We start from the raw sequence: 20,345 nt of genomic DNA on the forward strand, positions 1-20,345 counted from the left end.
CTATAGCATGTTCCCGTTCCGTTTCCCTAGGGGGTGATCTATCCTCACCACGCGTAGCGTGGGGAGGGGGACCGCCCGCAGGGCGGTGGAGGGGGTTCTTTGCCAAAGCCAGACGCCGTTACCTATCATCGCGCGGGGGATCTCCGGCGAAGTTTGACGCCGCCGGAAGCGCGGCTGTGGATTCGATTGAAAGGAAGCGGCTTGGCGGGACTGAAGTTCCGTCGCCAGCGGCCGGAGGGGCCGTACATCCTCGACTTCTACTGCGTCGCCGCACGGCTGGCGGTGGAGGTCGACGGCGCCATCCATGATCAGCCCGATCAGCTCGCGCATGACCGGCGGCGTACGGCATGGCTGGCGGAGCAGGGGATTGAGGTGATCCGGTTTCAGGCTCTGTCGATCCGGGACAATCTGGACGGGGTGCTCGTGGCTATCCGGGAGGCGGCTGAGGCGCGTTTGCGGCGGTAAGGAAGTAAGAACCCCCTCCACCACGACCCAAGCGGGTCGCGGTCCCCCTCCCCACTTCGTGGTGAGGATAAAGAACCCCCTCCACCACCCGCCAAGAGGCGGGCGGTCCCCCTCCCCAAGCTGCGCTTGGTGAGGAAAATCAGTGCGGCTTGTCGGGAGACTTCGCCTCGAGCCAGGCGATGCGGCGGTCCATGTCGGCGACGACCTCCTGGAGGCGGAGCTTCTCGGAGGCCATGTCGACGGGGGTGCCGTCCTCGTAATTGATCTGGGCGCCCTTCTCGATCAGGTCGAGGCGGAACAGGGCGGTGACGCGCTGGGCCTTGAAGCGGTCGAGTTCGCTGTCGCTCATCTGCCCGATCCTATTTGGCCGCCGTGACGACGATCTCGACCAGATAGTCCGGCGAGGCCAGCTTCGCTTCCGAGGTGGCGCGGGCCGGCGGGTTGGACGGATCGACCCAGGCGTCCCAGACGCTGTTCATGGCGGCGAAGTCGGCGATGTCGGCCAGCCAGATGGTGGCCATCAGGATCTTCGACTTGTCCGATCCGGCGAGACCCAGCAGGCGCTCGATCTCGAACAGGCAGGTCTTCGTCTGGGCGACGACGTCCTCGCCGGGCTCCCCGACCTGACCGGCGAGGTAGATGGTATCACCGTGGATCACGGCCTCGCTCATGCGGGCGCCGGGTTCGAGACGGGTGATCATGACGGGGCTCCTGAGAAGGTTCGGCCCCGCCTCTAACGCATCAGGGGCGCTGCAGGAACCGGATCGCCGTCATCACATGCGCCCTCACGCCGACGGGCAGGACGCTCTCGTCGACGTCGAAGCCGGGCGAGTGGTTGGGGGCGGCGGTGGCCGGGTCCTCGCCGACCTTGGTGCCGCCGAGGTGGTAGAAGACGCCCGGGATCTGGCCCTGGAAGTAGGAGAAGTCCTCGGCGACCGTGGTCGGGGGGGCTGGCCGGGTTGACGTTTCCGGCGCCCGCCGCCTCTTCCAGCACCGGGGCCAGCCAGGTCGACAGGGCCGGGTCGTTATAGGTCAGGGCGGCGTTCTGGCGGATCGAGAAGTCGGCGGTGGCGCCGTAGATGCTCGCGACATGGTCGATGGCCGCCTCGGTACGCTTCACCAGATCGTCGCGCTCGGCGATGTCGAAGGTGCGCAGGGTGCCGGACAGGACCGACTGGTCCGGGATGATGTTGTAGCGGACCCCGGCGTTGATCGTGGAGATGGTGAAGACCGTCGGATGGATGGTCGGGTCGATGGTCCGGGCGGTCAGGGTGTTGATGGTCTCGATCACCTGGCTGGTCGCCGCGATGACGTCGACGCCGCGCCAGGGCCAGGCGCCGTGGGTCTGTTTGCCGTGCAGGACGATGTCGATGCGGTCTGACGCGGCCATGAAGCCCTGCGGCCGGTAGAAGAGGGTCCCGGTCTTTCCGGGCACGACGTGGATGCCGAAGATGGCCTCGACCTTCGGATCGTTCAGCGCGCCTTCCTTGATCATCAGGGCCGCGCCGCCCAGCGGCTCTCCGGGAGGAGCGCCTTCCTCGGCGGGCTGGAAGATGAAGACGACGGTGCCCGGAATGCGGTCCTTCATCTTCGACAGGACCTCGGCGGCGCCCAGCAGCATGGCCATATGGGCGTCGTGGCCGCAGGCGTGGGCGACGGGCACGGTCTGGCCCATATAGGTCCCGGTCGCGGTCGAGGCGAAGGGCTCGCCGGTCGCTTCCTGCACCGGCAGGGCGTCCATGTCCGAGCGCAGGGCGACGACGTGGTTCCCCGGCAGGCCGCCGTGCAGGATGGCGACGACGCCGGTCTTGCCGACCCCGGTGCGGACCTCCAGTCCCATGGCCCTGAGGTGTTCGGCGATATAGGCGGCGGTATTGACCTCGGCGAAGCCCAGCTCGGGATTCTGGTGCAGGTGGCGGCGCCATTCAATGACGCTGGGATTGATCTCCGCCGCGGCCGCCGCGACGTCGGCGGAAAGGGTGTCCGGCGCAGCCGTTTGGGCCTGAACCGCCCCCGCTCCCAATCCCGCTCCAAGAGCCAGCGCCGAAGTGAAGACGAAGGCCGTCAGGCGCGATTTCAGGCGGGTCATGAGTTTCTCCGGGAGGGACGGCCGATCATGAAGCTTCAGCGACGCGATGCGCAAGGCGCTTGCGTCCGTCTCGCGAGTCAGCGATCTCCGGAGCATGGCTGACAAACCCATTCAGGTCGCGAAAACCCAGTGGAAGGACGTCGTCCTCGTCTGCAAGAAATGCTCGAAGAAGCTGGACGGCGGCTTCGGGCCCGACGGCGACGTGTCGCTGAAGAAGGCGCTGAAGCGCTATCTGAAGCCGCCCAAGAGCGCGAGGGCCGCCAAGGGCCGCAAGGCCGAGCTGACGGTCAAGCACACCGACTGTTTCGACGTCTGCCCCAAGAACGCGGTCATCGCCGTCAACGCCGCCAATCCCAAGGCCCTGCTGATCGTGCCGGCCGGCGCCGACCTGCTGGAGGTCAAGGCGCGGCTGGGTCTGCATGACGGGCGGCGGACGCGGCCCAGTCTGACATTGATCGGCGACTGACCATGTCGATGCCGCCCCGGTCCCCGGCCTTCATCATGCTGTGCGCGGTCAGCCTGATCGCCTCGGCCGGGAACATCGCGCTGCAGGCGGTGCTGCCCGCGATCGGGCGGCAGTTCCATCTGGCGGATACGCTGGTGGTCGGGGTCTTCGCCATCTCGGCCCTCATGTGGACCCTCACCTCGCCGGTCTGGGCGCGACTGTCCGACCGGCTGGGGCGCAAGCGCGTCATCCTGATCGGGATGGCGGGGTTCAGCGCCTCGATGGCCGGGTTCGGTCTCGCCGCCACCTCGGGGCTGGAGCACTGGCTGGGGCCGGTGATGGCCTTCGTCCTGATGGCGGTGGGGCGGACCATCTACGGCGTCTTCGGTTCGGCCGCGCCGATCGCCTCACAGGCCTATGTCGCCGACCGCACCGCGCCGGAGGAGCGGACCCAGGCCATGTCCCTGCTGGCTTCGGCGCAAGGTCTGGGCACGGTCATCGGCCCGACCCTGGCGCCGCTGCTGATCCTGCCGGTCGTGGGGCTGGCCGGGCCGATGTATGTCTTCGCCGCCGTCGCCGCGGCGGCCTTCGTCTGGGTGGCGAGGAAGCTGCCGAGCGGGGGCGTGACCCGGATTCCGTCGCCGACGGGCCAGAAGGATCATGACGGGCGCGGTCTTTGGAAGGACGCGCGGGTGCGCGACTTCCTGATCTACGGCCTGCTGGTGACGGGGGCGCAGGCGATCAACATCTCGGTGCTGGGCTTTCACGTCATCGACGAGATGGCGAAGACGGGGCTGACCACGCTTCAGGCCCAGCCCTTCATCGCCACCGCCATGTTCGCCGGGGCCGCCGCGACCCTGATGGTGCAGTGGGGCCTGATCCCCCTGTTGAGGCTGCAGCCACGCGCCCTGATGCGCTGGGGGGCGGGGATGGCGCTGGCGGGCAATCTGCTGAGCATCTTCGCGCCCGGCTTTTACGGCGTGGTGGTCGGCTATGCAGTGGTGTCGATGGGGGTCGGCTTCGCCCGGCCGGGGTTCACGGCGGGGGCGTCGCTGGCGGTCGGGCCGGCCGAGCAGGGGGCGGTGGCGGGATTGATGATGTCGATCGCGGGCATCAGCTATCTGGTCCCGCCGGTTGTCGGGGTGGCGCTCTACCAGCTGGCCGGGTTCGGGCCGTTCGCGGCCAATGCGACCCTGCTGGTCCTGGCCTTCCTGATCTGCCTGACGAGCGCGGCGCTGAGGGCGGCGGCCGTCTCGACCGGGGTCGGGGCCGAGGTCGCGTCCGAGCCGCCCGCCTCCCAGCCCGGGCCCGAGGGCAATCGCTAGACGCGACAACGGACCCGTCTTCCTTCCGCCCGCGCGCCGTGCCACAGACCGGAAATGGACAGTTCGACACGTATCGAGAACCGCATCGGGGTGCAGGCCACCTCGGACACGATCTGGAGCCTGATCGGCGATCTGGGAACCTGGAGCCAGTGGAACCCGATCGAGACGGGCGCCGAGGGCCGTATCGGCTATGGCGGCTCGATCAGCCTGACCGAGGCCATTCCCGGCCTGCCCGAGCGGCAGGTGGTCGGCAAGGTCGGCGACTGGCGTCCCTATGCCCAGCTGATCTGGCACGAGCGGCGTGGCTGGCAGTTCAACGCCATGCGCTATTTCGAGATCGAGGAACTGGTCCCCGGCAATTGCATCGTGGCCAACGGCGTCTGGTTCGGCGGCTTCCGTGGCGAGTTCTTCCACGACAAGCACCGCAAGGCGATCAAGGACGCCTACATCCAGGTCGGCGAGGCGCTGAAGGCGGCGGCCGAGGCGATCGAAAAGGCTTAAGGATCCTCCCCCGTAGGGGGAGGGGGACCGCGAAGCGGTGGAGGGGGCTGACCCCAAACACCGCATGTGGATTGGCCCCCACCGTCACGGCGCAAGTGCGCCGCGCCACCTCCCCCAATGGGGGAGGATCGAGCTAGTGGCTCTTCGCCATCGTGTCCTGGATGTTGATGATCGCCGGACCGAGGATCACGACGAACAGCACCGGCAGGAAGAACAGGATCATCGGCACGGTCAGCTTGGCCGGCAGGGCGGCGGCCTTCTTCTCTGCGGCGGCCATGCGCAGGTCGCGGTTTTCCTTGGCCATGGTGCGCAGGGCGGCGGCCAGGGGCGTGCCGTATTGCTCGGCCTGGACCATGGAGGTGGTGACCGCCTTGACCCCGGCGTGGTTGGTCCGCTTGGCCAGACCTTCATAGGCCTGACGTCGCTCGGGCAGATAGCTCAGCTCGGCCGAGAGCAGCGACAGCTCCTCGGCCAGTTCGATGGAGGTGCCGCCGATCTCCTGCGAGACCTTCTGGATGGCGCCCTCGATCGACATGCCGGATTCCACGCAGATCAGCAGCAGGTCGAGCGCGTCGGGGAAGGCCTGCATGATCGACTGCTGACGCTTGGCGATCATGTTGGAGAGATAGATGTTCGGCGCATAGAAGCCGACGACCGCCGCCGCCATCGTCGCCGTAACCCGCGCCATCAGCGGCAGGCCGAAGTCATTGAAAATGAACAGGTAGAAGCCGACGAAGGCGAAGAAGATGAAAGGCGAGGCGAAGCGGAAGAAGTAGAAGCGGTTGAGGGGCTTGGGGCCCCGGTAGCCGGCCTGGGCCAGTTTTTCGATGACCTGGGGGTCTTCCAGCATCTTGGCCAGGTTCAGCTTCTCGACCACGTCCTTGTGGAAGCCGGCGTCGGTGTGGCGCAGGCCGCCCTCCTTGGCCAGGGCCTGACGTGAACGGCGCTTCAGCTCGTCGCGGCGCACGGCGACGGCGTTCATCCGGTTTTCGAGCTTCGCCCCGCCGCCGACGGAGGACAGCAGGGTGAAGAGAGTGGCGAAGGCCAGCACGCCCACGAGGATGGAGAGCAGGTTCTGCGGGTTGGTGAGGAAGGCGATCATGGTCTTTCCCGCCTAGAACTTGAACGCGATCATCTTCTTCATCACGAAGACGCCGGCGGACATCCACAGCGCCGCGCCCAGCAGCATCACCTGACCGCGCGGGTCGGTGAACAGCAGCATCATGTAGGCGGGGGTGGTGATGAAGACGAGGCCCATGACCACAGGGGGCAGGGAGCCGATGATGCCCGCGGAGGCCATGGCCTCGGACGACAGGGCCTTGATCTTCTCGGCCATCATCCTGCGGGCGCGGAGCACGGTGGTCAGGTTGGACAGGGCCTCGGCCAGGTTGCCGCCGGTCTTCTGCTGGATGGCGATGACGATGGCGAAGAAGCGCAGCTCGGCGGTCGGCATGCGCTCGTACATCTTGTCCAAAGCCTGGGGCAGGGTCAGGCCCACGCCCATGCCCTCGACCAGGGTCTGGAACTCCGGCCCCAGCGGCGCAGGGCTCTCGCGAGCAATGATCTTGAAGCATTCATGGACCGGCAGGCCCGACTTGATGCCGCGCACGATGACGTCGACGGCATTGGCGAATTCGCCCGAGAATTTCTTCATCCGGCCCTTGCCGATGAAGCCGACGACCCAGCGCGGCAGGCCGGCGCCGAGGATGACGGCGGCGCCGAGGGCGATGAAGATATTGGCCCCGAGCAGCAGCGGCAGCAGCAGGCCGAAGACGCCGAGCACCGCGCTGATGATCCAGAAGGTGCGGATATTCATCGTCAGGCCGGCGTGTTTCAGCTTGGCCGCCATGGTCATGCGGGCCTTGCGTTCCTTGCGGTCCGCCTCCTTCAGCTGATCGACGATCTGCTTGCGGCGCGCCTCCGGCGTGTTGCTGGCGGCGGCTGCAGCCAGCTTCTTGGCGTTGGCCGGATTGCGCTGACCGAGTCCCTGGGCGCGCTTGAGGGCGGCGTTCGAGGAATCGTCGCCGCCGACGAGCGCCCAGCCGAGACCGCCGATGGTCACGAAGGCGAGGATGGCGGCGAGAATGGGCAGCATGGCGTGAACTCTACTCCGCCGCGTCGAGGGCTTCGGCCAGCTCGCGTTCCAGGCCGTAGTAGCGGGCGCGGTCCCAGAAGCGCGGGCGGGCGATGCCGGTGGAGCGGTGACGGCCGACGACCTTGCCGTGCTCGTCCTCGCCGGTGATTTCGTAGATGAAGAGGTCCTGGGTGACGATGACGTCGCCTTCCAGGCCGACCACCTCGGTGATGTGGGTGATGCGGCGCGAGCCGTCGCGCAGGCGGGCGGCCTGGACGATGACGTCGACGGAGCCGGTGATCATCTCGCGGATGGTCTTGGAGGGCAGGCCGTAGCCACCCATGGTGATCATCGACTCCATCCGGGCCAGGGCCTCACGCGGGGAGTTGGCGTGGAGCGTGCCCATCGAGCCGTCGTGGCCGGTGTTCATGGCCTGCAGCAGGTCGAACGCCTCGGGGCCGCGGACCTCGCCGACGATGATGCGTTCGGGGCGCATCCGCAGACAGTTCTTGATCAGGTCGCGCATGTGGATGGCGCCTTGGCCCTCCAGGTTCGGCGGCCGGGTTTCCAGACGGACCACGTGCGGCTGCTGCAGCTGCAGTTCGGCGGCGTCCTCGCAGGTGATGACGCGCTCGGTGGGGTCGATGAAGGCGGTGAGGGTGTTGAGCAGGGTCGTCTTGCCCGAACCCGTACCGCCGGAGATGACGACGTTGCATCGGCAGGCGCCGATGACGCCCAGGACGCGGGCCCCTTCCGGACTGATGGAGGCGTACTCCACCAGGTTCTTCATCGTCAGCTTGTCTTTCTTGAACTTCCGGATCGTCAGGGTCGCGCCGTCGATGGCCAGCGGCGGGGCGATGACGTTGACGCGGCTGCCGTCGGGCAGACGGGCGTCGCAGATCGGAGAGCTTTCGTCGACGCGACGGCCGACCTGGGACACGATCCGCTGACAGATGTTCATCAGCTGGGTGTTGTCGCGGAAGCGGACATTGGTCAGCTGGACCTTGCCGTTCACTTCGATGAAGACCCGGCCAGCGCCGTTCACCATGATGTCGGCGATGTCGTCGCGCATCAGCAGCGGTTCGAGCGGGCCGTAGCCGAGGACGTCGTTGACGATGTCCTGGACCAGATGCTCCTGCTCGGCGACCGACATGGAGACGTTCTTGATCGCCACCAGCTCGGCGACGATGTCGCGGATCTCTTCGGACGCCGCCTTGGTGTCCAGCTGGGCCAGCTGGGACAGGTCGATGGTGTTCATCAAGGCGTTGAAGATGGTGGTCTTCGTCGCGTGATAATAGTCGCTCTGCTCGCGCACGATCTCGGCGACGGGCTGGGCCTTCTTCAGCTGTTCGAAGCCGGCCGTGGCGCGGGGACCCGGGCCGTTGGAAGGCTTGGGCGCCGGAGCGGCGGCCGGCTTGGGCCGTGCGGCCAGGGCGTCGAGACGGTCGGGACCGGACGGCGCAGGCGCAGCCGCCTGGGCGAAGCCGGCGGCGGCCGGGGCGGTCTCCTCGGCGGTGAAGGCGAAGGCCTGGGTCTGGACGCCCTGCTGCGGCTGGCCGCCGAATTGCGGCGCGGCCTCGACCGAATGGCCCATGGGCTGGGCCATGGGCTGTAGCGGCGCCGAGGGGGCGGGCTGGCCTGTGCGCTTACCGAACACGGCGGATCAGCGCTTCTTGAACATGTTGGCGAACATCGACTTGCTCTCGGCCTTGCCCGAGGCGGCGCCTGCTCCGGAACCGGGGGCCGGCTTGCCCTTGGGACCGGCGATCTGGGGCAGTTCGCGGCGCGAGACGATCTGGGCCAGGGTCTGGAAGGCTTCGGCGGCCTTGGACTTGGCGCCCGAGTCGATGATCATCTGGCCGTTGTTGGCGGCGGCCCCGAACAGCTTTGCATCAAACGGGATGATCAGGCTGGGATGGACGCCGAGCGCGGCGCCGAAGTCCTTGGCCGGGATCTCCGGACGGCCGGGCACGCCGACCTGGTTGAGCACCAGCCGCGGCGGCGCGTCGTTGGGCCGGCCCGACTTGATCAGATCGATCATGTTCTTGGCGTTGCGCAGCGAGGCCAGGTCGGGCGTCGCCACCACGACTACTTCATCGGCCGAAATCAGCGTCTTGCGCATCCAGCCGGACCAGAGGTGCGGCAGGTCCAGCACCACGAAGGGGGCGGTGGAGCGGATGCGGCTGGTCACCTCCTCGAAGGCGTCGGGCGAGATGTCCCAGTCCACGTCGAGGGTGGCGGGCGCGGCGAACAGCGACAGCTTGTCGGTGCAGCGGACCATCATCCGGTCCAGCAGGGTGGCGTCCAGACGGTCGGGCTGGCCGAGGGCGTCGGCGACCCCGTTCAGCGGGTCCTGGTTGAAGTCCAGGCCGGCGGTGCCGAACGGCAGGTCGTAGTCGACGATGACGGTGTTGGCGCCGATCCGCTCGGACATCGCATAGGCGGTGTTATGGGCGACCGAAGAGGCCCCCGCGCCGCCGCGCGCGCCGACGAAGGCGATCGAGCGGCCGACGAAGGGCTGGGCCGGGTCGGCGAACAGGCCGCCGATGGCCGCGATCAGCTGCAGCGGCTGGATCGGGGCGACCAGATATTCCGACACCCCGCGGCGCATCAGCTCACGGAACAGGATGATGTCGTTGGTGGCGCCGATGACCACGACCTTGGTGCCCGCGTCGCAGACCTCGGCCAGCATATCGACCTGCTGGAGCAGGGTGTGCGGGTCCGACAGGCATTCGACGATGATCAGGGGCGGCGTGGGCTCATGGTGATAGGCCTCGACCGCGGCGGGGACGCCGCCGACGCGGATCTGGGTCGTGGCGCGCGACAGGCGGCGGTCCTGGCCCGCGCGCTCGGCGGCGGCGAGGGTGTCCTGACGTTCGGCGAAGACGTGGATGGCGATGCGCGGCACCGACACTTCCGCGCCCATCGACGAGGGCTGAAGGGCGGAGACGGCGCCGGCCATCATGTCGCCGACCGGATTGAAGCTCGAGGCGGCGACCGGCATCTGGCCGCTCACGGCGGCGGGCGCGGTCGCCGGGGCGGCCGCTGCGGGTGCAGTGAACTGAAGCGGTTCGCGCACGTCGGGACCGCCCGCTTGAGGCGCGAACTCGCCGTCGAGATCGAATTCGTCCTCGAAGGCTTCATAGCTCCGGGGGGCGAAGGCGTTACTCATGATCGGATCAATTCACCGCCTGGGAAACCCGCCGGTTCGCGACGAGATCTTCTTGAGGGGCCGCGGTGGCTTCGCCTTTGCGGTAGTTGTCGAAGACGACGGCGCGACGGCCGTTGTCGGAAGGGGTCATGCCGCGCGGCGTGACGATGTCGCGCGGATTGTCGATCTGGGCCGCCAGATTGGCGGTGACCGCGCAGCCGAAATTGGCCGAGGTCTCGTTGCGGTTGGTCCGGCCCAGGTTGCCCCAGGAGGTCCCGCACCGGGGCACAGCCGCCTGCAGGGTCTCGAAGCCGACCAGGACGGGCGCGCGCGGATCCGGCGCGGCGTACCCCACGACCTCGATGGCCTGGACGGGCGCGCCGCGGGCTTCGAGGGCGGCCTTGATCTGATACGCGAAGGCGGCCGAGACCGGATCGCCGCCCGACGGCGCCTCGATGCGCAGCACGGTCGCCCCGGCGATGCCGAAGCGGTTGGAGAGGTCGGTCAGGGCGGCCTGCTGGTTGCCCGACAGGCCTTCCTCGTGCACCGCCAGGGCGATGCGGTCGACGTCCGGCTCGACCTGCAGGGTGAAGCGCGACGTGGGGCTGAGCGGGGCGGGGCCGACGCCGCCGGCCGGACCGCCCATACAGGCGGCCAGGGTCAGGGGCGCGAGGACCAGAACCAGGGCGCGAGGGATGAAACGGGTCATCAGATCTCTCACTCGATCACATAGCCGACCGGACCCTGCCATCCGGCGCCCTCGACCGCCGTCGGGGCGGGGGTGCCGTAGGCCTGGTTGAGCTGGCCGAACAGATTGGACTGGAGGTCGGTGGCGATCCTCAGGCCGTCAGCGGGGGTCTGCATCCGGCCGGGCGAGGTCGGGCTGACGATATAGGGCTCGACGATCACGACCAGTTCGGTCTCGCCGTTCATGTAGTCGCGCGAGCGGAACAGCGATCCGAGGACGGGAAGGTTGGTCACGCCGGGCAGGGAGTCGATCGTCTGGGCGGTGTTTTCCTGCAGCATCCCGGCGATCATCATCGATCCGCCGCTGGGCAGTTCGACCGTGGTCTGGGAACGCCGCACCTTCAGGCCGGGCAGGGTGATCGACGAGGTCGTGCCGGCGCCGATGGTCAGACCGCCGTCATTGGCCAGTTCGGACACCTCGATCGAGACCTGCATCGAGATATTCCCCGCGGTCCGGACGACCGGCCGGAAGGCGAGGCTGACGCCGTAGGGCTTGTATTCGACGGTGATGGTGCCGTCCTTGTCGCGACCGGAGGGGACCGGGAACTCGCCGCCCGCCAGGAAGGTCGCGCTCTCGCCGTTGACCGAGGTCAGGTTCGGTTCGGCCAGGGTGCGGATCAGGCCGACGCGCTCGAAGGCCTGCAGACAGGCGCTGGCGTTGTTGCCGGTGACGGTGCTGTAGAGGGTGGACGCCGCCGAGGTGATGGCGTTGGTCACCGTGTTGGAAAGCGTCGACTCGACCGTATTGCCGCTCGTCGTCGTGGCGGAGCTGGCGGTGCCCGGAACGCCGAAGATGCCGACCTGGGTCGTCTCGGTGTTCGTTCCCCCGTTCGTGATGGTCTGGAGTGACCCGCTGGAGGTCTCGTTGCTGTTGTTTACGCCGTTGCTGAAGTTCGTCGTGCGGGCGCCGGTCTGGGTGTAGCAGGCGCCGCCGCCGCCCAGCGAGGCGCCGTTGGCGCCGTAGGTGTTGGCCCGGCCGAAGCTGATGGCCTGGGACCCCGAGTTGAAGATGACGTTCGACGACAGGCCCAGCTGCTTGGCCGCGCTGCGCTGGACCTCGACCACCCGCACCTTGAGCGTGACCTGGTCGGAACCGGCCACGGTCATCATGTTGAGGACCTTTTCCGGCGCCGAGACGAAGGCGCGGGCCAGCTGGACGATGCGGTCGGCCTCCGCGGCGCTGGTGACCATGCCGGTCAGGACGATGCTGTCGTTGAGCGCTTCGGCATGGGCCTGGGAGCCGGGGGCGACGCGATCAATGGTGTCCTGCAGCGCATAGACGCCGGCGTCGACCCGGATGCGCAGCGACAGGATGGTGCGGCCGGCGGCGTCGAGGAAGACGGCGTCGGTCTGGCCCGGGGCCACGCCGATGATGGTGTAGCGCCGCGAGCTGTGCGTCAGGGCCTCGGCGACCGCCGGGTTGGAGACGATGGCGTCATGGGCGTCGGTCGGCAGGTCGATGGCCATCGACGAGCCGCGCGGCAGATTGATCAGGCGCGGGGTCGAGCCGACCTGGACCGAGGACCGGCCGTCCGCATCGGAGGCGAAGGCCGCGACCGGCGCGGCGAGCGGGGCCAGGGCAGTCAGACCGGCCGAGGCCAGGACCGTCAGCAGACGCGCAGGCTTGGTGATGGAGGGCATGAGACGCTTCATTGGACCACGACCACTTCGGGAGCGCCGCCGCGGAAGACGCGGATGGCGGTGGATTGGCGCGCGTTCTGGACAACACGGCCCGACGGACCGGCGGTGTCGGCGTAGGAACGCAGGACCAGCGACAGGTCGCCCTCGGACTTGGCGAGGGCCAGGGCCTCGGCGTCGGCCGGACCGACTTCCAGCGTGGCCGTGGCGCCGACCACCGACTGTTCGTCATCGCCGGCGCGGGTGGTCTGGTCGATGGCCAGGACCTTGATGTTGCGCATCACGGTGGCGGACGTGAATTTGGAGCCCTGACTGTTGTCGATGCCGGAGGTCGCGGCCGCCTTGGTCATCAGGACGTCGACCCGGTCTCCGGGAAGGATGAAGCCGCCGGCGGCGGTCTCCACCGTTACGCGGATGGCCATGGCGCGCATGCCGGGCTCGAGGTAGGCGGCCAGATAGCCGCTGTCGCCGGCGCGGACGATCTTGCGCGCGACGATGGGCTCTCCGGCCAGAATGGGTTCACGCACGACCGAGCCGACATAATCGGCCTTGGCGCCGCCGGTGGCGACGTCGTTGGCGGCGCGGGCGACCGCGGCGATGGCGTTGCCGGACTTGGCGGCCGCAGCGGGCGCGCCTTCCAGGGTTCCGGCGGCGGCCTTGGCCTCATCGGCGGTCGGCGGGGCGGGGACGGGGGTCGTGCCGTCGGTGATGAAGGCCGGATTGACCTCGTCGACCGGCCAGTCCTTCCAGGTCATGTCGCCGTCTTCCAGACGCTTGCCGGGCTGGAGATCGCGCGCGGCGACCAGAACCTTGGCCATCGGACGCGCGGCCTCCATCGGAGCGGCGGTGGCCACGGCGACCGGCTTGCCCGACGAGCCCATGGCGCGCACGACGAAGGCGAGGCCGATGGCGGCTGCGGCGGCGACGCAGATGACGGCGATACGGGCGGGCTTCATCGACGGTCTCCGGCACAGTCGGGCAAACGGAATCGGTCCCCACCGACGACGCGCCATTAAGGAGAATGAACGCCACGTGTTAACGAGCGCCTAAGTGCCCGAGGCCGGAGGCAAGTCGCCGTCCGGGACAGGCTTGTTCTGGCCGCGCCGCCTAGTGTCCGGCGACGAAGCCGGTCAGGAGGGCGCTGGACGGAAAGGCCAGCAGGGCGCCGATGGCGATGGCGACGCCGTAGGGGATGTCGCCCCGGGGCTCCAGCAGGCTGTCGATCCATTGGGGGGCGCCGAAGATATAGGGGCGCAGCTGGCTTCGGGCGAACATCAGCAACAGGCAGAAGATCCCGCCCGCGACGCCGGTCCACAGCACGAACACGGTCGAGCCGGCCACGCCCATCCACAGGCAGGCGGCGGCCATCAGCTTGGCGTCTCCGCCGCCGATGACCCGCATGGCGAACAGACCCATGCCGACGAAAAGGGCGACGACCGCGACGCCGACATGGGCCAGCACCGTCATCGGCGACAGACCGACCATGAAGGCGGTCGGGAAGAAGCCGAGGATCAACAGCCCCGAGATCCAGTTGGGGATCTTCATCGTCGTCAGATCGCTCAGGGCGGCGGCGATCGTCAGGCAGGGGAGAATGCTGAGCAGCAGCAGGGTCACGGTTTCCATGAGGACCACTATGCGGAACTGGCGTTAAGGCCGGGTTTCCCGGATCCCGCCGACGGGCGACCCATAAAGCAAGGGGCCGGAGCGTTTCCGCCCCGGCCCCTGCCGATTTCAAGACTTCAAGTCCGCGGCTTAGGCGCCGGTGGTCTTGCCGTTCATACCGTCGGTCACGGCCTGGAACTTGGACGAGATCGTGGTGCCGAGGGTGGTGACGGCCGAGATGATGACGACGGCGATCAGGGCGGCGATGAGGCCGTACTCGATGGCGGTCGCGCCCGACTCGTCCTGAACGAACTTCGAAATGAACTTGGTCATGGTGATATCCCTTTGAAAAGCGGTTTTGCGAGCAACGATGGCTGGGGGGAGACCGGTTGCCCGCTTGACCCCCAAACGCACGGTGATCATGCGCTGAAGCAGTTAAGAGTGCGTCGGCGGGAGTGGTTACTGCGGCATTTACTGTAAAAAGTTTTCGCGAGACCGGAACGAAATCGCGGGTGGGTTCCGGCCAAACAAGCAAAGGGCCGGGGCGTTTCCGCCCCGGCCCCCGCCGGTTTCAGGATTTCAGGTCCGCGGCTTAGGCGCCGGTGGTCTTGCCGTTCATGCCGTCGGTCACGGCCTGGAATTTCGACGAGATCGTGGTGCCGAGGGTCGTCACGGCCGAGATGATGACGACGGCGATCAGAGCGGCGATGAGGCCGTACTCGATGGCGGTCGCACCCGACTCGTCCTGAACGAACTTCGAAATGAACTTGGTCATGGTCTCTTCCTTTTGCGTAGCGAGCTGGTTCGCGTGTCCACCGTGGGACCATCGGTTTCGCCCGCTGGATCCCCCATTCACGGGATCAATGTAGCGCCCCGCGGTTAAATGCAAGTAAAGCGAAATATCACTTCAGGTAGAAAGACATGGTTACCGGCGTGTTTACTTGAAGCAGGAAGGTCCTGCGCGCTCTTTCGTTTCAGACTTTGTTGAGGTTTCGAGGGCATGGTCGCGCGCATCGCCTCGTGCGCAGGATATATTGCCATGACCGTCACCCTCCGCCGCCTCGCTTCCGTCGCCGCCGTCGCGGCCCTCGGGATCGCAGGACCGGTGCTCGCCCAGTCCGCTCCGATGAACCTCGCCGTCGATACGATGCAGCGGGTTTCGGTGCGCGGCTCGATCAGCTCCGTCATCGTGGCCAATCCCCAGATCGCCGATGCGACGGTGGTGGACGCCAACACCCTGTTCGTCACCGGCAAGGGCTACGGCACGACCCAGGTCACCGCCGTCGACGCCATCGGCCGCGTCCTCTTCCAGAACCAGATCGTCGTGACCGGCGGCCAGTCGGGATCGGTGCGGGTCTGGCGCGGCGCCCAGGTCACCGAAATGGCCTGCGCCTCGTCCTGCTCGCCGAGTATCCGCTCGAACGGCGCCGGCGCCTCGGCGACCCCGACGCCCTAGTCCGATGAAACGTCTGCGCCGCCTCACCTCGACTCCTGAGGGCCGCCGCTCGCGCGACGGGTCGGCGGCGGTCGAGTTCGCGATGGTCGCCCTGCCGTTCTTTTTCATGCTGTTCGCCATCATGGAGATCGGCCTGATCTTCGTGACGGACTCCATTCTCGAGAACGCCACCGTCGAGACCGGGCGTCTGATCCGCACCGGTCAGGCGGCCAACTCCAAGCTCACGGCCGACCAGTTCAAGACGGCCCTGTGCTCGAGGATGAGCATCTTCAGCGCCAATTGTTCGTCGCGCGCCAATGTCGACGTGCGCGAGATCACCCAATTCCGCAACGCCAATCCGCCGGATCCGCTGGCCAACGGCAAGACGTTCGACAGTTCGGGCCTGACCTATGTGACCGGCCAGCCCGGGAGCCTGATGCTGATCCGCGTCTGGTATTCCCAGCCGCTGGTCACGCCCTTCATGGCCCAGTCGCTGTCCAGACTGCAGGGCAGCGGCGCGACCATGCTGACGGCGACCACCACCTTCCGCAACGAGCCGTACAACCAATGACCGGGGCAACGAGCGGCCGGCGAGCCGATGTGAAACGCGAGCGCCCGGCCGGCTTTCTGATGCGTCTGGCCGGCGACCGGAGGGGCGTCTCGGCCGTCGAATTCGCCCTGATCGCGCCCCTGATGATCGCCTTCTATTTCGGCCTGGCCGAATTCTGTCAGGGCTATATGTCCCAGAAGCGGCTGCAACACAGCGCGTCCGCGGTCGCCGACCTCGTGGCCCAGACGGATGTGGTCACGATGGACGAGCTGGACGACATCCTGGCGATCGGGGCCCTGGTCATGAAGCCCTTCTCCACGACGACCCTGACGGCCCGGGTGTCGAGCGTGACGCGGGACTCCAAGGGCGTGGCCAAGGTCGACTGGAGCCGGGCCAGCGGGACCACCCCTTACACGCCCAAGGATGTCGTGACCGTACCCACCGACATGATCGCCAACGGCGAGAGCGTGGTGATGGCCGAGACCACCTATGACTACGCCTCGCCGGTCAAATTCCTGCTGCCGTCGGTGACCAAATTCTCGAGCGTCTTCTACGAACGCCCCCGCCGCGTCGAGACGGTCGGTTGCAGCAACTGCCCTACGAAGTAAGGGCGCGCCCCGTCAGCGCTTGCCTGAGGGCGCTGATCTTGGCCTCGGTTTCCTGAAGTTCGGCCTCCGGATCGCTGTCGGCGACGATGCCGGCGCCCGCCTGGGTGCGGAAGGTCCAGCGTCCCTCGATCCGTTCGAAGGCCGCCGTGCGGATGAGGACCGAGGCGGTCAGGTCGCCGTCTTCATCGATCACGAACAGCGAACCGCACCAGGCGCCGCGCGGCGGCTCCAGCGACGCGATCACCTTCATGGCCTGATGCTTGGGAGCGCCGGTGATCGAGCCAGGCGGGAAGGTCGCTTCCAGCACCTCGGCCGGGCCGAGACCGGGCGCGAGGGTCCCGCTGACGGTCGAGACCAGATGGTGGACGGTCGGGTGGCTCTCGATCTCGAACAGCCGATCCACGACGATCGAACCGGGGCGGCAGACGCGGGCCAGATCGTTGCGCATCAGATCGACGATCATCAGGTTCTCGGCGCGGTCCTTGGCGCTGGCCGAGAGCGCCCGGGCGTGGGCGGCGTCGATGGCGGGATCGGGATCGCGCGGCCGGGTGCCCTTGATCGGCCGGGTCTCGATGCGTCCGGTCGCCGCGTTCAGGGCGAGGAAGAGCTCGGGCGAATTGGACACCAGGGCCCGGTCGCCGATCCGCCAGAAGGCGCCGTAGGGCGCGGCGCGGGCGCCGTCCTCGCCCAGGGTGAGGCGCAGGAAGACGTCGAACGGATCGGCATCGGAGTTCAGCGTTCCGCTCCAGCCGCGCGCGATGTTGGCCTGGAACAGATCGCCGGCGGCGATGCGCGACACCACCTCGGCGACCGCGTCGCGATAGGCCTGCGGTGGGGCGTCGGGGGTCAGGGCGGGCGCGGGCGCGGGGGGGAGGACGGGCGTCACAGCCGCGCCGATCCAGACCTCGGCGGCGTCGCAGGCGGCCTCGGCTTCGGTGGCGTCGCGGCCCCAGCCGATCAGGCTCAGGCGTCCCGCATCGTGATCGAACACCGCCAGGGCCGGATAGCGGGCCAGAACCAGGTCGGGCCAGACGGTCTCGCGCGGCCCGGTCGCGGTGCGGGCGCCGGCGTCATAGGCGGCCAGTCCGATCACCCCGCCGTCGCGCCAGTCGGGGGCGTCGAGGGGGGCGAACAGGTCGCCGGAAACATTCTCGAAGACGGTCAGCCGATCGGGATCGGCCGCGACGAACGAGCGGCTCCCGGGGATCGTCGGATCGGACAGCAGGCACAGGGCTCCGTCACGGTGCGCGAGCCCGGCGGCGACGGTCAGGGGCGAGACCCAGGGGAGAAGGCGGTGGACCTGGACGAGGGGCGCCTGACCGCGGTCCGTCATGCGGTCAGCCGCTCCGCGATCCGCTCGCGGCGGGCGGCGTCGACGCCCAGGGCCTGTTCCAGATAGGCGTCGAGCGAGCCGTGCCGGTCGTCGATGGCCGCAAAGGCCGCGTCCAGATAGGCGGCCTCCACCCCCATGAAGGCGACGACGGCGTCGGGGGCGGCGAGGCGGCCGGTGAATTTCTGCATCTGCAGGGCGATGTCCGGCGCACGGACCTCGAGGTCCACGGCGACATTGGTCAGCAGATAGTCTTCCAGCAGATCGTCGCGGCTGACGCCGAGAAGGTGGTGGGTCAGGGCGGCCAGCATGCCGGTGCGGTCCTTGCCCGCCGCGCAGTGGATCAGGACCGGCCGGTCGCTCTCGGCCAGGACCTCGAAATACTGGGCGAAGATTTCGAGGTGGGAGGGTGCGAAGGGCATCTCTCCATAGAGGGCGGTCATGAAGCGGCGGCCGGAATCCGGGGTGAGGTCGGCGGACTTCAGGAAGGTGATGTGCGGGGCCTCGCCCACGGCGTCGAGGTCGTTCTCGATCACCCGGCCGTCGAAACCGGCGTAGCGGCGCGAGGGCTGTTTCGAGCGCTCGATCGGGCGGCGCAGGTCGACGATGGTCCCGAAACCGTATTCGCCCAGCACCGCCAGGTCGGCGTCGCTGATGCGCGACTGATGGGCCGAACGGATCAGCCGGCCCGACTTGATGCGGCCGCCGCCCGCCACGGCGTAGTCGCCGTAGTCGCGGAGGTTGTCGAGGGTCTCGAGACGGCGCAGACGATCGGTGCTCATGCCCGCTCTATAGGGCCGGTCAGCGGTCGCGCACCAGCCCGGCCATGGCGTCCAGATAGGAGAGGAAGGCGGTGCGGCCCGCCTCGGTCATCTTCGCCTGGGTCAGGGGCTTGCGGCCCTGGAAGCTTTTCTCGACGGCGACGAAGCCCGCCTCCTCCAGCTTCCTCAAGTGGACCGAGAGGTTGCCGTCGGTGGTCTGGAGCCGGGCCTTCAGGGTGTTGAAGTCGGCGCTGTCCACTCCGGCCAGCACGGCCATGATGCCCAGACGCACCCGCCCGTGGATGACGTCGTCGATGCGGCCGATGTCGAAATCCTCGGCCATCAGGCTGTCGGGGCCCGGCTGGCGGCGCGCATGAGCAGGAAGCCGGGCACGGCCATCAGGACCAACAGGGCCAGGGCATAGGCCAGATAGAGGGCCGGAGAGTTCGTCATGAAGCCCAGAACCGGCGCCGCCACGAAGGAGGCGATGCAAAGCCACAGCAGGCGCCGGGACCGGAACATCGCCGCACACACACCCCAACCGAGGCCGTAGAACACCATGATCAACGACGGCAGCAGCCACAGCAAGACCGACCCCGCCTCGCCCAACTGCCAGCTGACCGCGGCCATCGAGGCGATGCTGGCGAAGATGCCGGCCCCGACGCAGGACCAGGCCGCGCGCGCCGCGCGGTTGGCGGCGGTCTTCACGCCTGTCGGCGGGCACCAGAAGATCTTGTCGACGACGACGAGCGCCAGGAAGACGGCGGTGGCGGCCAGCCAGATCCAGTTGCTTTGACGCACAGAGAAGGGCGCCAGCTCCATGATCGCCGCCCACTGGCTCAGGCTGGCGAGGCCGTAGACGATGCCGGCGGCCATCAGGATGCGGCCGCCGCCCAGCGGGGCGTTCGCGCCTTCCTCGGCGAGGCCGCGCAGGAAGGCGAGGTCGGCGGGGCGGTTATCGGTGTCGTCGGTCATGTTCTGATCTTCTCTAGAGCGATTCAGGCCTTGTGGCCCAGCATCAGCCAAAGGCCGGGGATGAGGACGAAGGCGATGAGGCCGGCGGCGTAGGCCAGATAGGCGGGAGCGGTTCCGAGAAGGGAGATCACCACCCCGGCGGCGACGAAGGCGCCCAGAGACGGGCCGACCATCCAGCCGCGGCCTCCGCGAACCGTCGCCGTCATCCAGGCCAGGCCGTAGATCACGAGGCCGACGGGCGAGGTCCAGTACATGAAGGTGAAGTCGTGGCGGAGGAGGCTGAGGCCCAGCAAGGCCAGGGCGATCAGGATCTGGGCGCCGATGGCCATGCGCGACCACAGGGCGACCCGGCGGCCATTGGCGCCGCCGCCGGCGCGCAGCCGCGCCAGGACCGTGAAGAAGATCGCCAGGGCGATGGGCCAGCTCAGCGACAGGGTCGCCGGATGCAGGTGCAGCAGGCCGCTGTAGACCCCGAACTGGAACAGGTTGGCGGCGGCGAAGACCGAACCCGCCAGGGTCATGACGCGGCCGGCGCAGACGGCGAGCGTCGGCTCGGCTGTGATGGACGACGGATCGGAATAGGCGGTGGCGGTCACGGGATGTCCCCCTCGGTTGATGACGGATGGGTACGTCATTCACTTTGGGATGT

The 20,345-nt window shown here is 68.1% G+C and carries 25 protein-coding genes; 7 read left to right on the forward strand and 18 right to left on the reverse strand.

What is annotated here, in order from left to right:
• The first annotated feature begins 99 nt into the window (after positions 1-99).
• On the forward strand, positions 100-465 hold the full coding sequence (locus AC1ROD_RS12465) for an endonuclease domain-containing protein (protein ID WP_492948584.1): 366 nt from the start codon (positions 100-102) through the stop codon (positions 463-465).
• 139 nt (positions 466-604) lie between these two features.
• Here the strand turns inward: AC1ROD_RS12465 and AC1ROD_RS12470 are convergent, their stop codons facing one another.
• From AC1ROD_RS12470 to AC1ROD_RS12480, 3 genes are read right to left on the reverse strand one after another with little or no spacing between them, the layout of a single operon-like run.
• Positions 605-814, reverse strand: a complete 210-nt coding sequence (locus AC1ROD_RS12470) for a hypothetical protein (RefSeq protein WP_492948585.1) — start codon at positions 812-814, stop codon at positions 605-607.
• Positions 815-824: 10 nt separating this feature from the next.
• Positions 825-1,166: a RidA family protein gene (locus AC1ROD_RS12475; RefSeq protein WP_492948586.1), complete on the reverse strand. Its 342-nt coding sequence runs from the start codon at positions 1,164-1,166 to the stop codon at positions 825-827.
• Positions 1,167-1,198: 32 nt separating this feature from the next.
• Positions 1,199-2,554, reverse strand: coding sequence for an amidohydrolase (locus AC1ROD_RS12480; protein ID WP_492948587.1), 1,356 nt, complete (start codon positions 2,552-2,554; stop codon positions 1,199-1,201).
• Between the two features lie 94 nt (positions 2,555-2,648).
• Between AC1ROD_RS12480 and AC1ROD_RS12485 the strand changes: the two genes are divergently transcribed.
• The 3 genes from AC1ROD_RS12485 to AC1ROD_RS12495 are packed head-to-tail and all read left to right on the forward strand — an operon-like array spanning position 2,649 to position 4,825.
• On the forward strand, positions 2,649-3,020 hold the full coding sequence (locus tag AC1ROD_RS12485) for a hypothetical protein (RefSeq protein WP_492948588.1): 372 nt from the start codon (positions 2,649-2,651) through the stop codon (positions 3,018-3,020).
• A 2-nt stretch (positions 3,021-3,022) separates the two neighbouring features.
• Positions 3,023-4,324 carry an MFS transporter gene (locus AC1ROD_RS12490; protein ID WP_492948589.1) on the forward strand — a complete coding sequence of 434 codons (1,302 nt, stop codon included), beginning with the start codon at positions 3,023-3,025 and terminating at the stop codon, positions 4,322-4,324.
• Between the two features lie 54 nt (positions 4,325-4,378).
• On the forward strand, positions 4,379-4,825 hold the full coding sequence (locus AC1ROD_RS12495; protein ID WP_492948590.1) for an SRPBCC family protein: 447 nt from the start codon (positions 4,379-4,381) through the stop codon (positions 4,823-4,825).
• Between the two features lie 133 nt (positions 4,826-4,958).
• Here the strand turns inward: AC1ROD_RS12495 and AC1ROD_RS12500 are convergent, their stop codons facing one another.
• The 10 genes from AC1ROD_RS12500 to AC1ROD_RS12545 all read right to left on the reverse strand — a co-directional run bounded on the left by AC1ROD_RS12500 (position 4,959) and on the right by AC1ROD_RS12545 (position 14,812).
• Positions 4,959-5,927, reverse strand: coding sequence for a type II secretion system F family protein (locus AC1ROD_RS12500; RefSeq protein WP_492948591.1), 969 nt, complete (start codon positions 5,925-5,927; stop codon positions 4,959-4,961).
• Positions 5,928-5,939: 12 nt separating this feature from the next.
• On the reverse strand, positions 5,940-6,920 hold the full coding sequence (locus tag AC1ROD_RS12505) for a type II secretion system F family protein (protein WP_492948592.1): 981 nt from the start codon (positions 6,918-6,920) through the stop codon (positions 5,940-5,942).
• A gap of 10 nt (positions 6,921-6,930) precedes the next feature.
• Positions 6,931-8,556, reverse strand: coding sequence for a TadA family conjugal transfer-associated ATPase (locus AC1ROD_RS12510; RefSeq protein ID WP_492948593.1), 1,626 nt, complete (start codon positions 8,554-8,556; stop codon positions 6,931-6,933).
• A gap of 6 nt (positions 8,557-8,562) precedes the next feature.
• On the reverse strand, positions 8,563-10,071 hold the full coding sequence (locus AC1ROD_RS12515) for a CpaE/TadZ family protein (RefSeq protein WP_492948594.1): 1,509 nt from the start codon (positions 10,069-10,071) through the stop codon (positions 8,563-8,565).
• A gap of 7 nt (positions 10,072-10,078) precedes the next feature.
• Entirely contained in the window at positions 10,079-10,759 is a 681-nt protein-coding gene (locus AC1ROD_RS12520; protein ID WP_492948595.1) for a CpaD family pilus assembly protein, read from the reverse strand.
• Between the two features lie 8 nt (positions 10,760-10,767).
• Positions 10,768-12,438, reverse strand: coding sequence for a type II and III secretion system protein family protein (locus tag AC1ROD_RS12525; RefSeq protein WP_492948596.1), 1,671 nt, complete (start codon positions 12,436-12,438; stop codon positions 10,768-10,770).
• Positions 12,439-12,446: 8 nt separating this feature from the next.
• Entirely contained in the window at positions 12,447-13,391 is a 945-nt protein-coding gene (gene cpaB, locus AC1ROD_RS12530) for a Flp pilus assembly protein CpaB (protein ID WP_492948597.1), read from the reverse strand.
• A 151-nt stretch (positions 13,392-13,542) separates the two neighbouring features.
• Positions 13,543-14,058 (reverse strand): A24 family peptidase, encoded by a 516-nt coding sequence (locus AC1ROD_RS12535; protein ID WP_492948598.1) that lies wholly within the window; start codon positions 14,056-14,058, stop codon positions 13,543-13,545.
• Positions 14,059-14,187: 129 nt separating this feature from the next.
• Positions 14,188-14,370, reverse strand: coding sequence for a Flp family type IVb pilin (locus AC1ROD_RS12540; RefSeq protein WP_492948599.1), 183 nt, complete (start codon positions 14,368-14,370; stop codon positions 14,188-14,190).
• A gap of 259 nt (positions 14,371-14,629) precedes the next feature.
• A complete protein-coding gene (locus AC1ROD_RS12545) occupies positions 14,630-14,812 on the reverse strand; it encodes a Flp family type IVb pilin (RefSeq protein WP_492948599.1) in 183 nt (60 codons plus the stop codon).
• A gap of 264 nt (positions 14,813-15,076) precedes the next feature.
• On the opposite strand from AC1ROD_RS12545, the gene AC1ROD_RS12550 reads away from it, so the two are divergent.
• The 3 genes from AC1ROD_RS12550 to AC1ROD_RS12560 are packed head-to-tail and all read left to right on the forward strand — an operon-like array spanning position 15,077 to position 16,630.
• Positions 15,077-15,493 (forward strand): pilus assembly protein N-terminal domain-containing protein, encoded by a 417-nt coding sequence (locus tag AC1ROD_RS12550; RefSeq protein ID WP_492948600.1) that lies wholly within the window; start codon positions 15,077-15,079, stop codon positions 15,491-15,493.
• A gap of 4 nt (positions 15,494-15,497) precedes the next feature.
• Entirely contained in the window at positions 15,498-16,043 is a 546-nt protein-coding gene (locus AC1ROD_RS12555) for a TadE/TadG family type IV pilus assembly protein (RefSeq protein WP_492948601.1), read from the forward strand.
• 29 nt (positions 16,044-16,072) lie between these two features.
• A complete protein-coding gene (locus AC1ROD_RS12560) occupies positions 16,073-16,630 on the forward strand; it encodes a TadE/TadG family type IV pilus assembly protein (protein ID WP_492948602.1) in 558 nt (185 codons plus the stop codon).
• Here AC1ROD_RS12560 and AC1ROD_RS12565 read toward each other — a convergent pair.
• The 5 genes from AC1ROD_RS12565 to AC1ROD_RS12585 are packed head-to-tail and all read right to left on the reverse strand — an operon-like array spanning position 16,620 to position 20,292.
• Positions 16,620-17,963, reverse strand: coding sequence for an anthranilate synthase component I family protein (locus AC1ROD_RS12565; protein ID WP_492948603.1), 1,344 nt, complete (start codon positions 17,961-17,963; stop codon positions 16,620-16,622). The two genes, AC1ROD_RS12560 and AC1ROD_RS12565, sit on opposite strands and share 11 nt — an antisense overlap.
• Complete coding sequence (locus tag AC1ROD_RS12570; RefSeq protein WP_492948604.1) at positions 17,960-18,742, reverse strand: tyrosine-protein phosphatase; 783 nt, start codon at positions 18,740-18,742, stop codon at positions 17,960-17,962. The genes AC1ROD_RS12565 and AC1ROD_RS12570 overlap by 4 nt, the downstream gene beginning before the upstream one ends.
• Positions 18,743-18,761: 19 nt before the next feature.
• On the reverse strand, positions 18,762-19,064 hold the full coding sequence (locus AC1ROD_RS12575; protein ID WP_492948605.1) for a winged helix-turn-helix domain-containing protein: 303 nt from the start codon (positions 19,062-19,064) through the stop codon (positions 18,762-18,764).
• Entirely contained in the window at positions 19,064-19,696 is a 633-nt protein-coding gene (locus AC1ROD_RS12580; protein WP_492948606.1) for a hypothetical protein, read from the reverse strand. Before AC1ROD_RS12580 ends, AC1ROD_RS12575 begins: the two co-directional genes overlap by 1 nt.
• A 23-nt stretch (positions 19,697-19,719) precedes the next feature.
• Positions 19,720-20,292, reverse strand: coding sequence for a hypothetical protein (locus AC1ROD_RS12585; protein ID WP_492948607.1), 573 nt, complete (start codon positions 20,290-20,292; stop codon positions 19,720-19,722).
• Between the last annotated feature and the right edge of the window lie 53 nt (positions 20,293-20,345).

The sequence above is a fragment of the Brevundimonas sp. GW821-FHT12E07 genome (assembly GCF_058807035.1).

Excerpts from the sequence above, each read along its gene's own strand:
- AC1ROD_RS12485 (WP_492948588.1), top strand. The coding sequence starts at position 2,649 with ATGGCTGACAAACCCATTCAGGTCGCGAAAACCCAGTGGAAGGACGTC.
- AC1ROD_RS12550 (WP_492948600.1), top strand. The coding sequence starts at position 15,077 with ATGACCGTCACCCTCCGCCGCCTCGCTTCCGTCGCCGCCGTCGCGGCC.
- AC1ROD_RS12475 (WP_492948586.1), bottom strand. The coding sequence starts at position 1,166 with ATGATCACCCGTCTCGAACCCGGCGCCCGCATGAGCGAGGCCGTGATC.
- AC1ROD_RS12480 (WP_492948587.1), bottom strand. The coding sequence starts at position 2,554 with ATGACCCGCCTGAAATCGCGCCTGACGGCCTTCGTCTTCACTTCGGCG.
- AC1ROD_RS12515 (WP_492948594.1), bottom strand. The coding sequence starts at position 10,071 with ATGAGTAACGCCTTCGCCCCCCGGAGCTATGAAGCCTTCGAGGACGAA.
- AC1ROD_RS12540 (WP_492948599.1), bottom strand. The coding sequence starts at position 14,370 with ATGACCAAGTTCATTTCGAAGTTCGTTCAGGACGAGTCGGGCGCGACC.
- AC1ROD_RS12535 (WP_492948598.1), bottom strand. The coding sequence starts at position 14,058 with ATGGAAACCGTGACCCTGCTGCTGCTCAGCATTCTCCCCTGCCTGACG.
- AC1ROD_RS12470 (WP_492948585.1), bottom strand. The coding sequence starts at position 814 with ATGAGCGACAGCGAACTCGACCGCTTCAAGGCCCAGCGCGTCACCGCC.
- AC1ROD_RS12575 (WP_492948605.1), bottom strand. The coding sequence starts at position 19,064 with ATGGCCGAGGATTTCGACATCGGCCGCATCGACGACGTCATCCACGGG.
- cpaB (WP_492948597.1), bottom strand. The coding sequence starts at position 13,391 with ATGAAGCCCGCCCGTATCGCCGTCATCTGCGTCGCCGCCGCAGCCGCC.
- AC1ROD_RS12505 (WP_492948592.1), bottom strand. The coding sequence starts at position 6,920 with ATGCTGCCCATTCTCGCCGCCATCCTCGCCTTCGTGACCATCGGCGGT.
- AC1ROD_RS12490 (WP_492948589.1), top strand. The coding sequence starts at position 3,023 with ATGTCGATGCCGCCCCGGTCCCCGGCCTTCATCATGCTGTGCGCGGTC.
- AC1ROD_RS12580 (WP_492948606.1), bottom strand. The coding sequence starts at position 19,696 with ATGACCGACGACACCGATAACCGCCCCGCCGACCTCGCCTTCCTGCGC.
- AC1ROD_RS12500 (WP_492948591.1), bottom strand. The coding sequence starts at position 5,927 with ATGATCGCCTTCCTCACCAACCCGCAGAACCTGCTCTCCATCCTCGTG.
- AC1ROD_RS12495 (WP_492948590.1), top strand. The coding sequence starts at position 4,379 with ATGGACAGTTCGACACGTATCGAGAACCGCATCGGGGTGCAGGCCACC.
- AC1ROD_RS12520 (WP_492948595.1), bottom strand. The coding sequence starts at position 10,759 with ATGACCCGTTTCATCCCTCGCGCCCTGGTTCTGGTCCTCGCGCCCCTG.
- AC1ROD_RS12565 (WP_492948603.1), bottom strand. The coding sequence starts at position 17,963 with ATGACGGACCGCGGTCAGGCGCCCCTCGTCCAGGTCCACCGCCTTCTC.
- AC1ROD_RS12545 (WP_492948599.1), bottom strand. The coding sequence starts at position 14,812 with ATGACCAAGTTCATTTCGAAGTTCGTTCAGGACGAGTCGGGTGCGACC.
- AC1ROD_RS12525 (WP_492948596.1), bottom strand. The coding sequence starts at position 12,438 with ATGCCCTCCATCACCAAGCCTGCGCGTCTGCTGACGGTCCTGGCCTCG.
- AC1ROD_RS12570 (WP_492948604.1), bottom strand. The coding sequence starts at position 18,742 with ATGAGCACCGATCGTCTGCGCCGTCTCGAGACCCTCGACAACCTCCGC.
- AC1ROD_RS12555 (WP_492948601.1), top strand. The coding sequence starts at position 15,498 with ATGAAACGTCTGCGCCGCCTCACCTCGACTCCTGAGGGCCGCCGCTCG.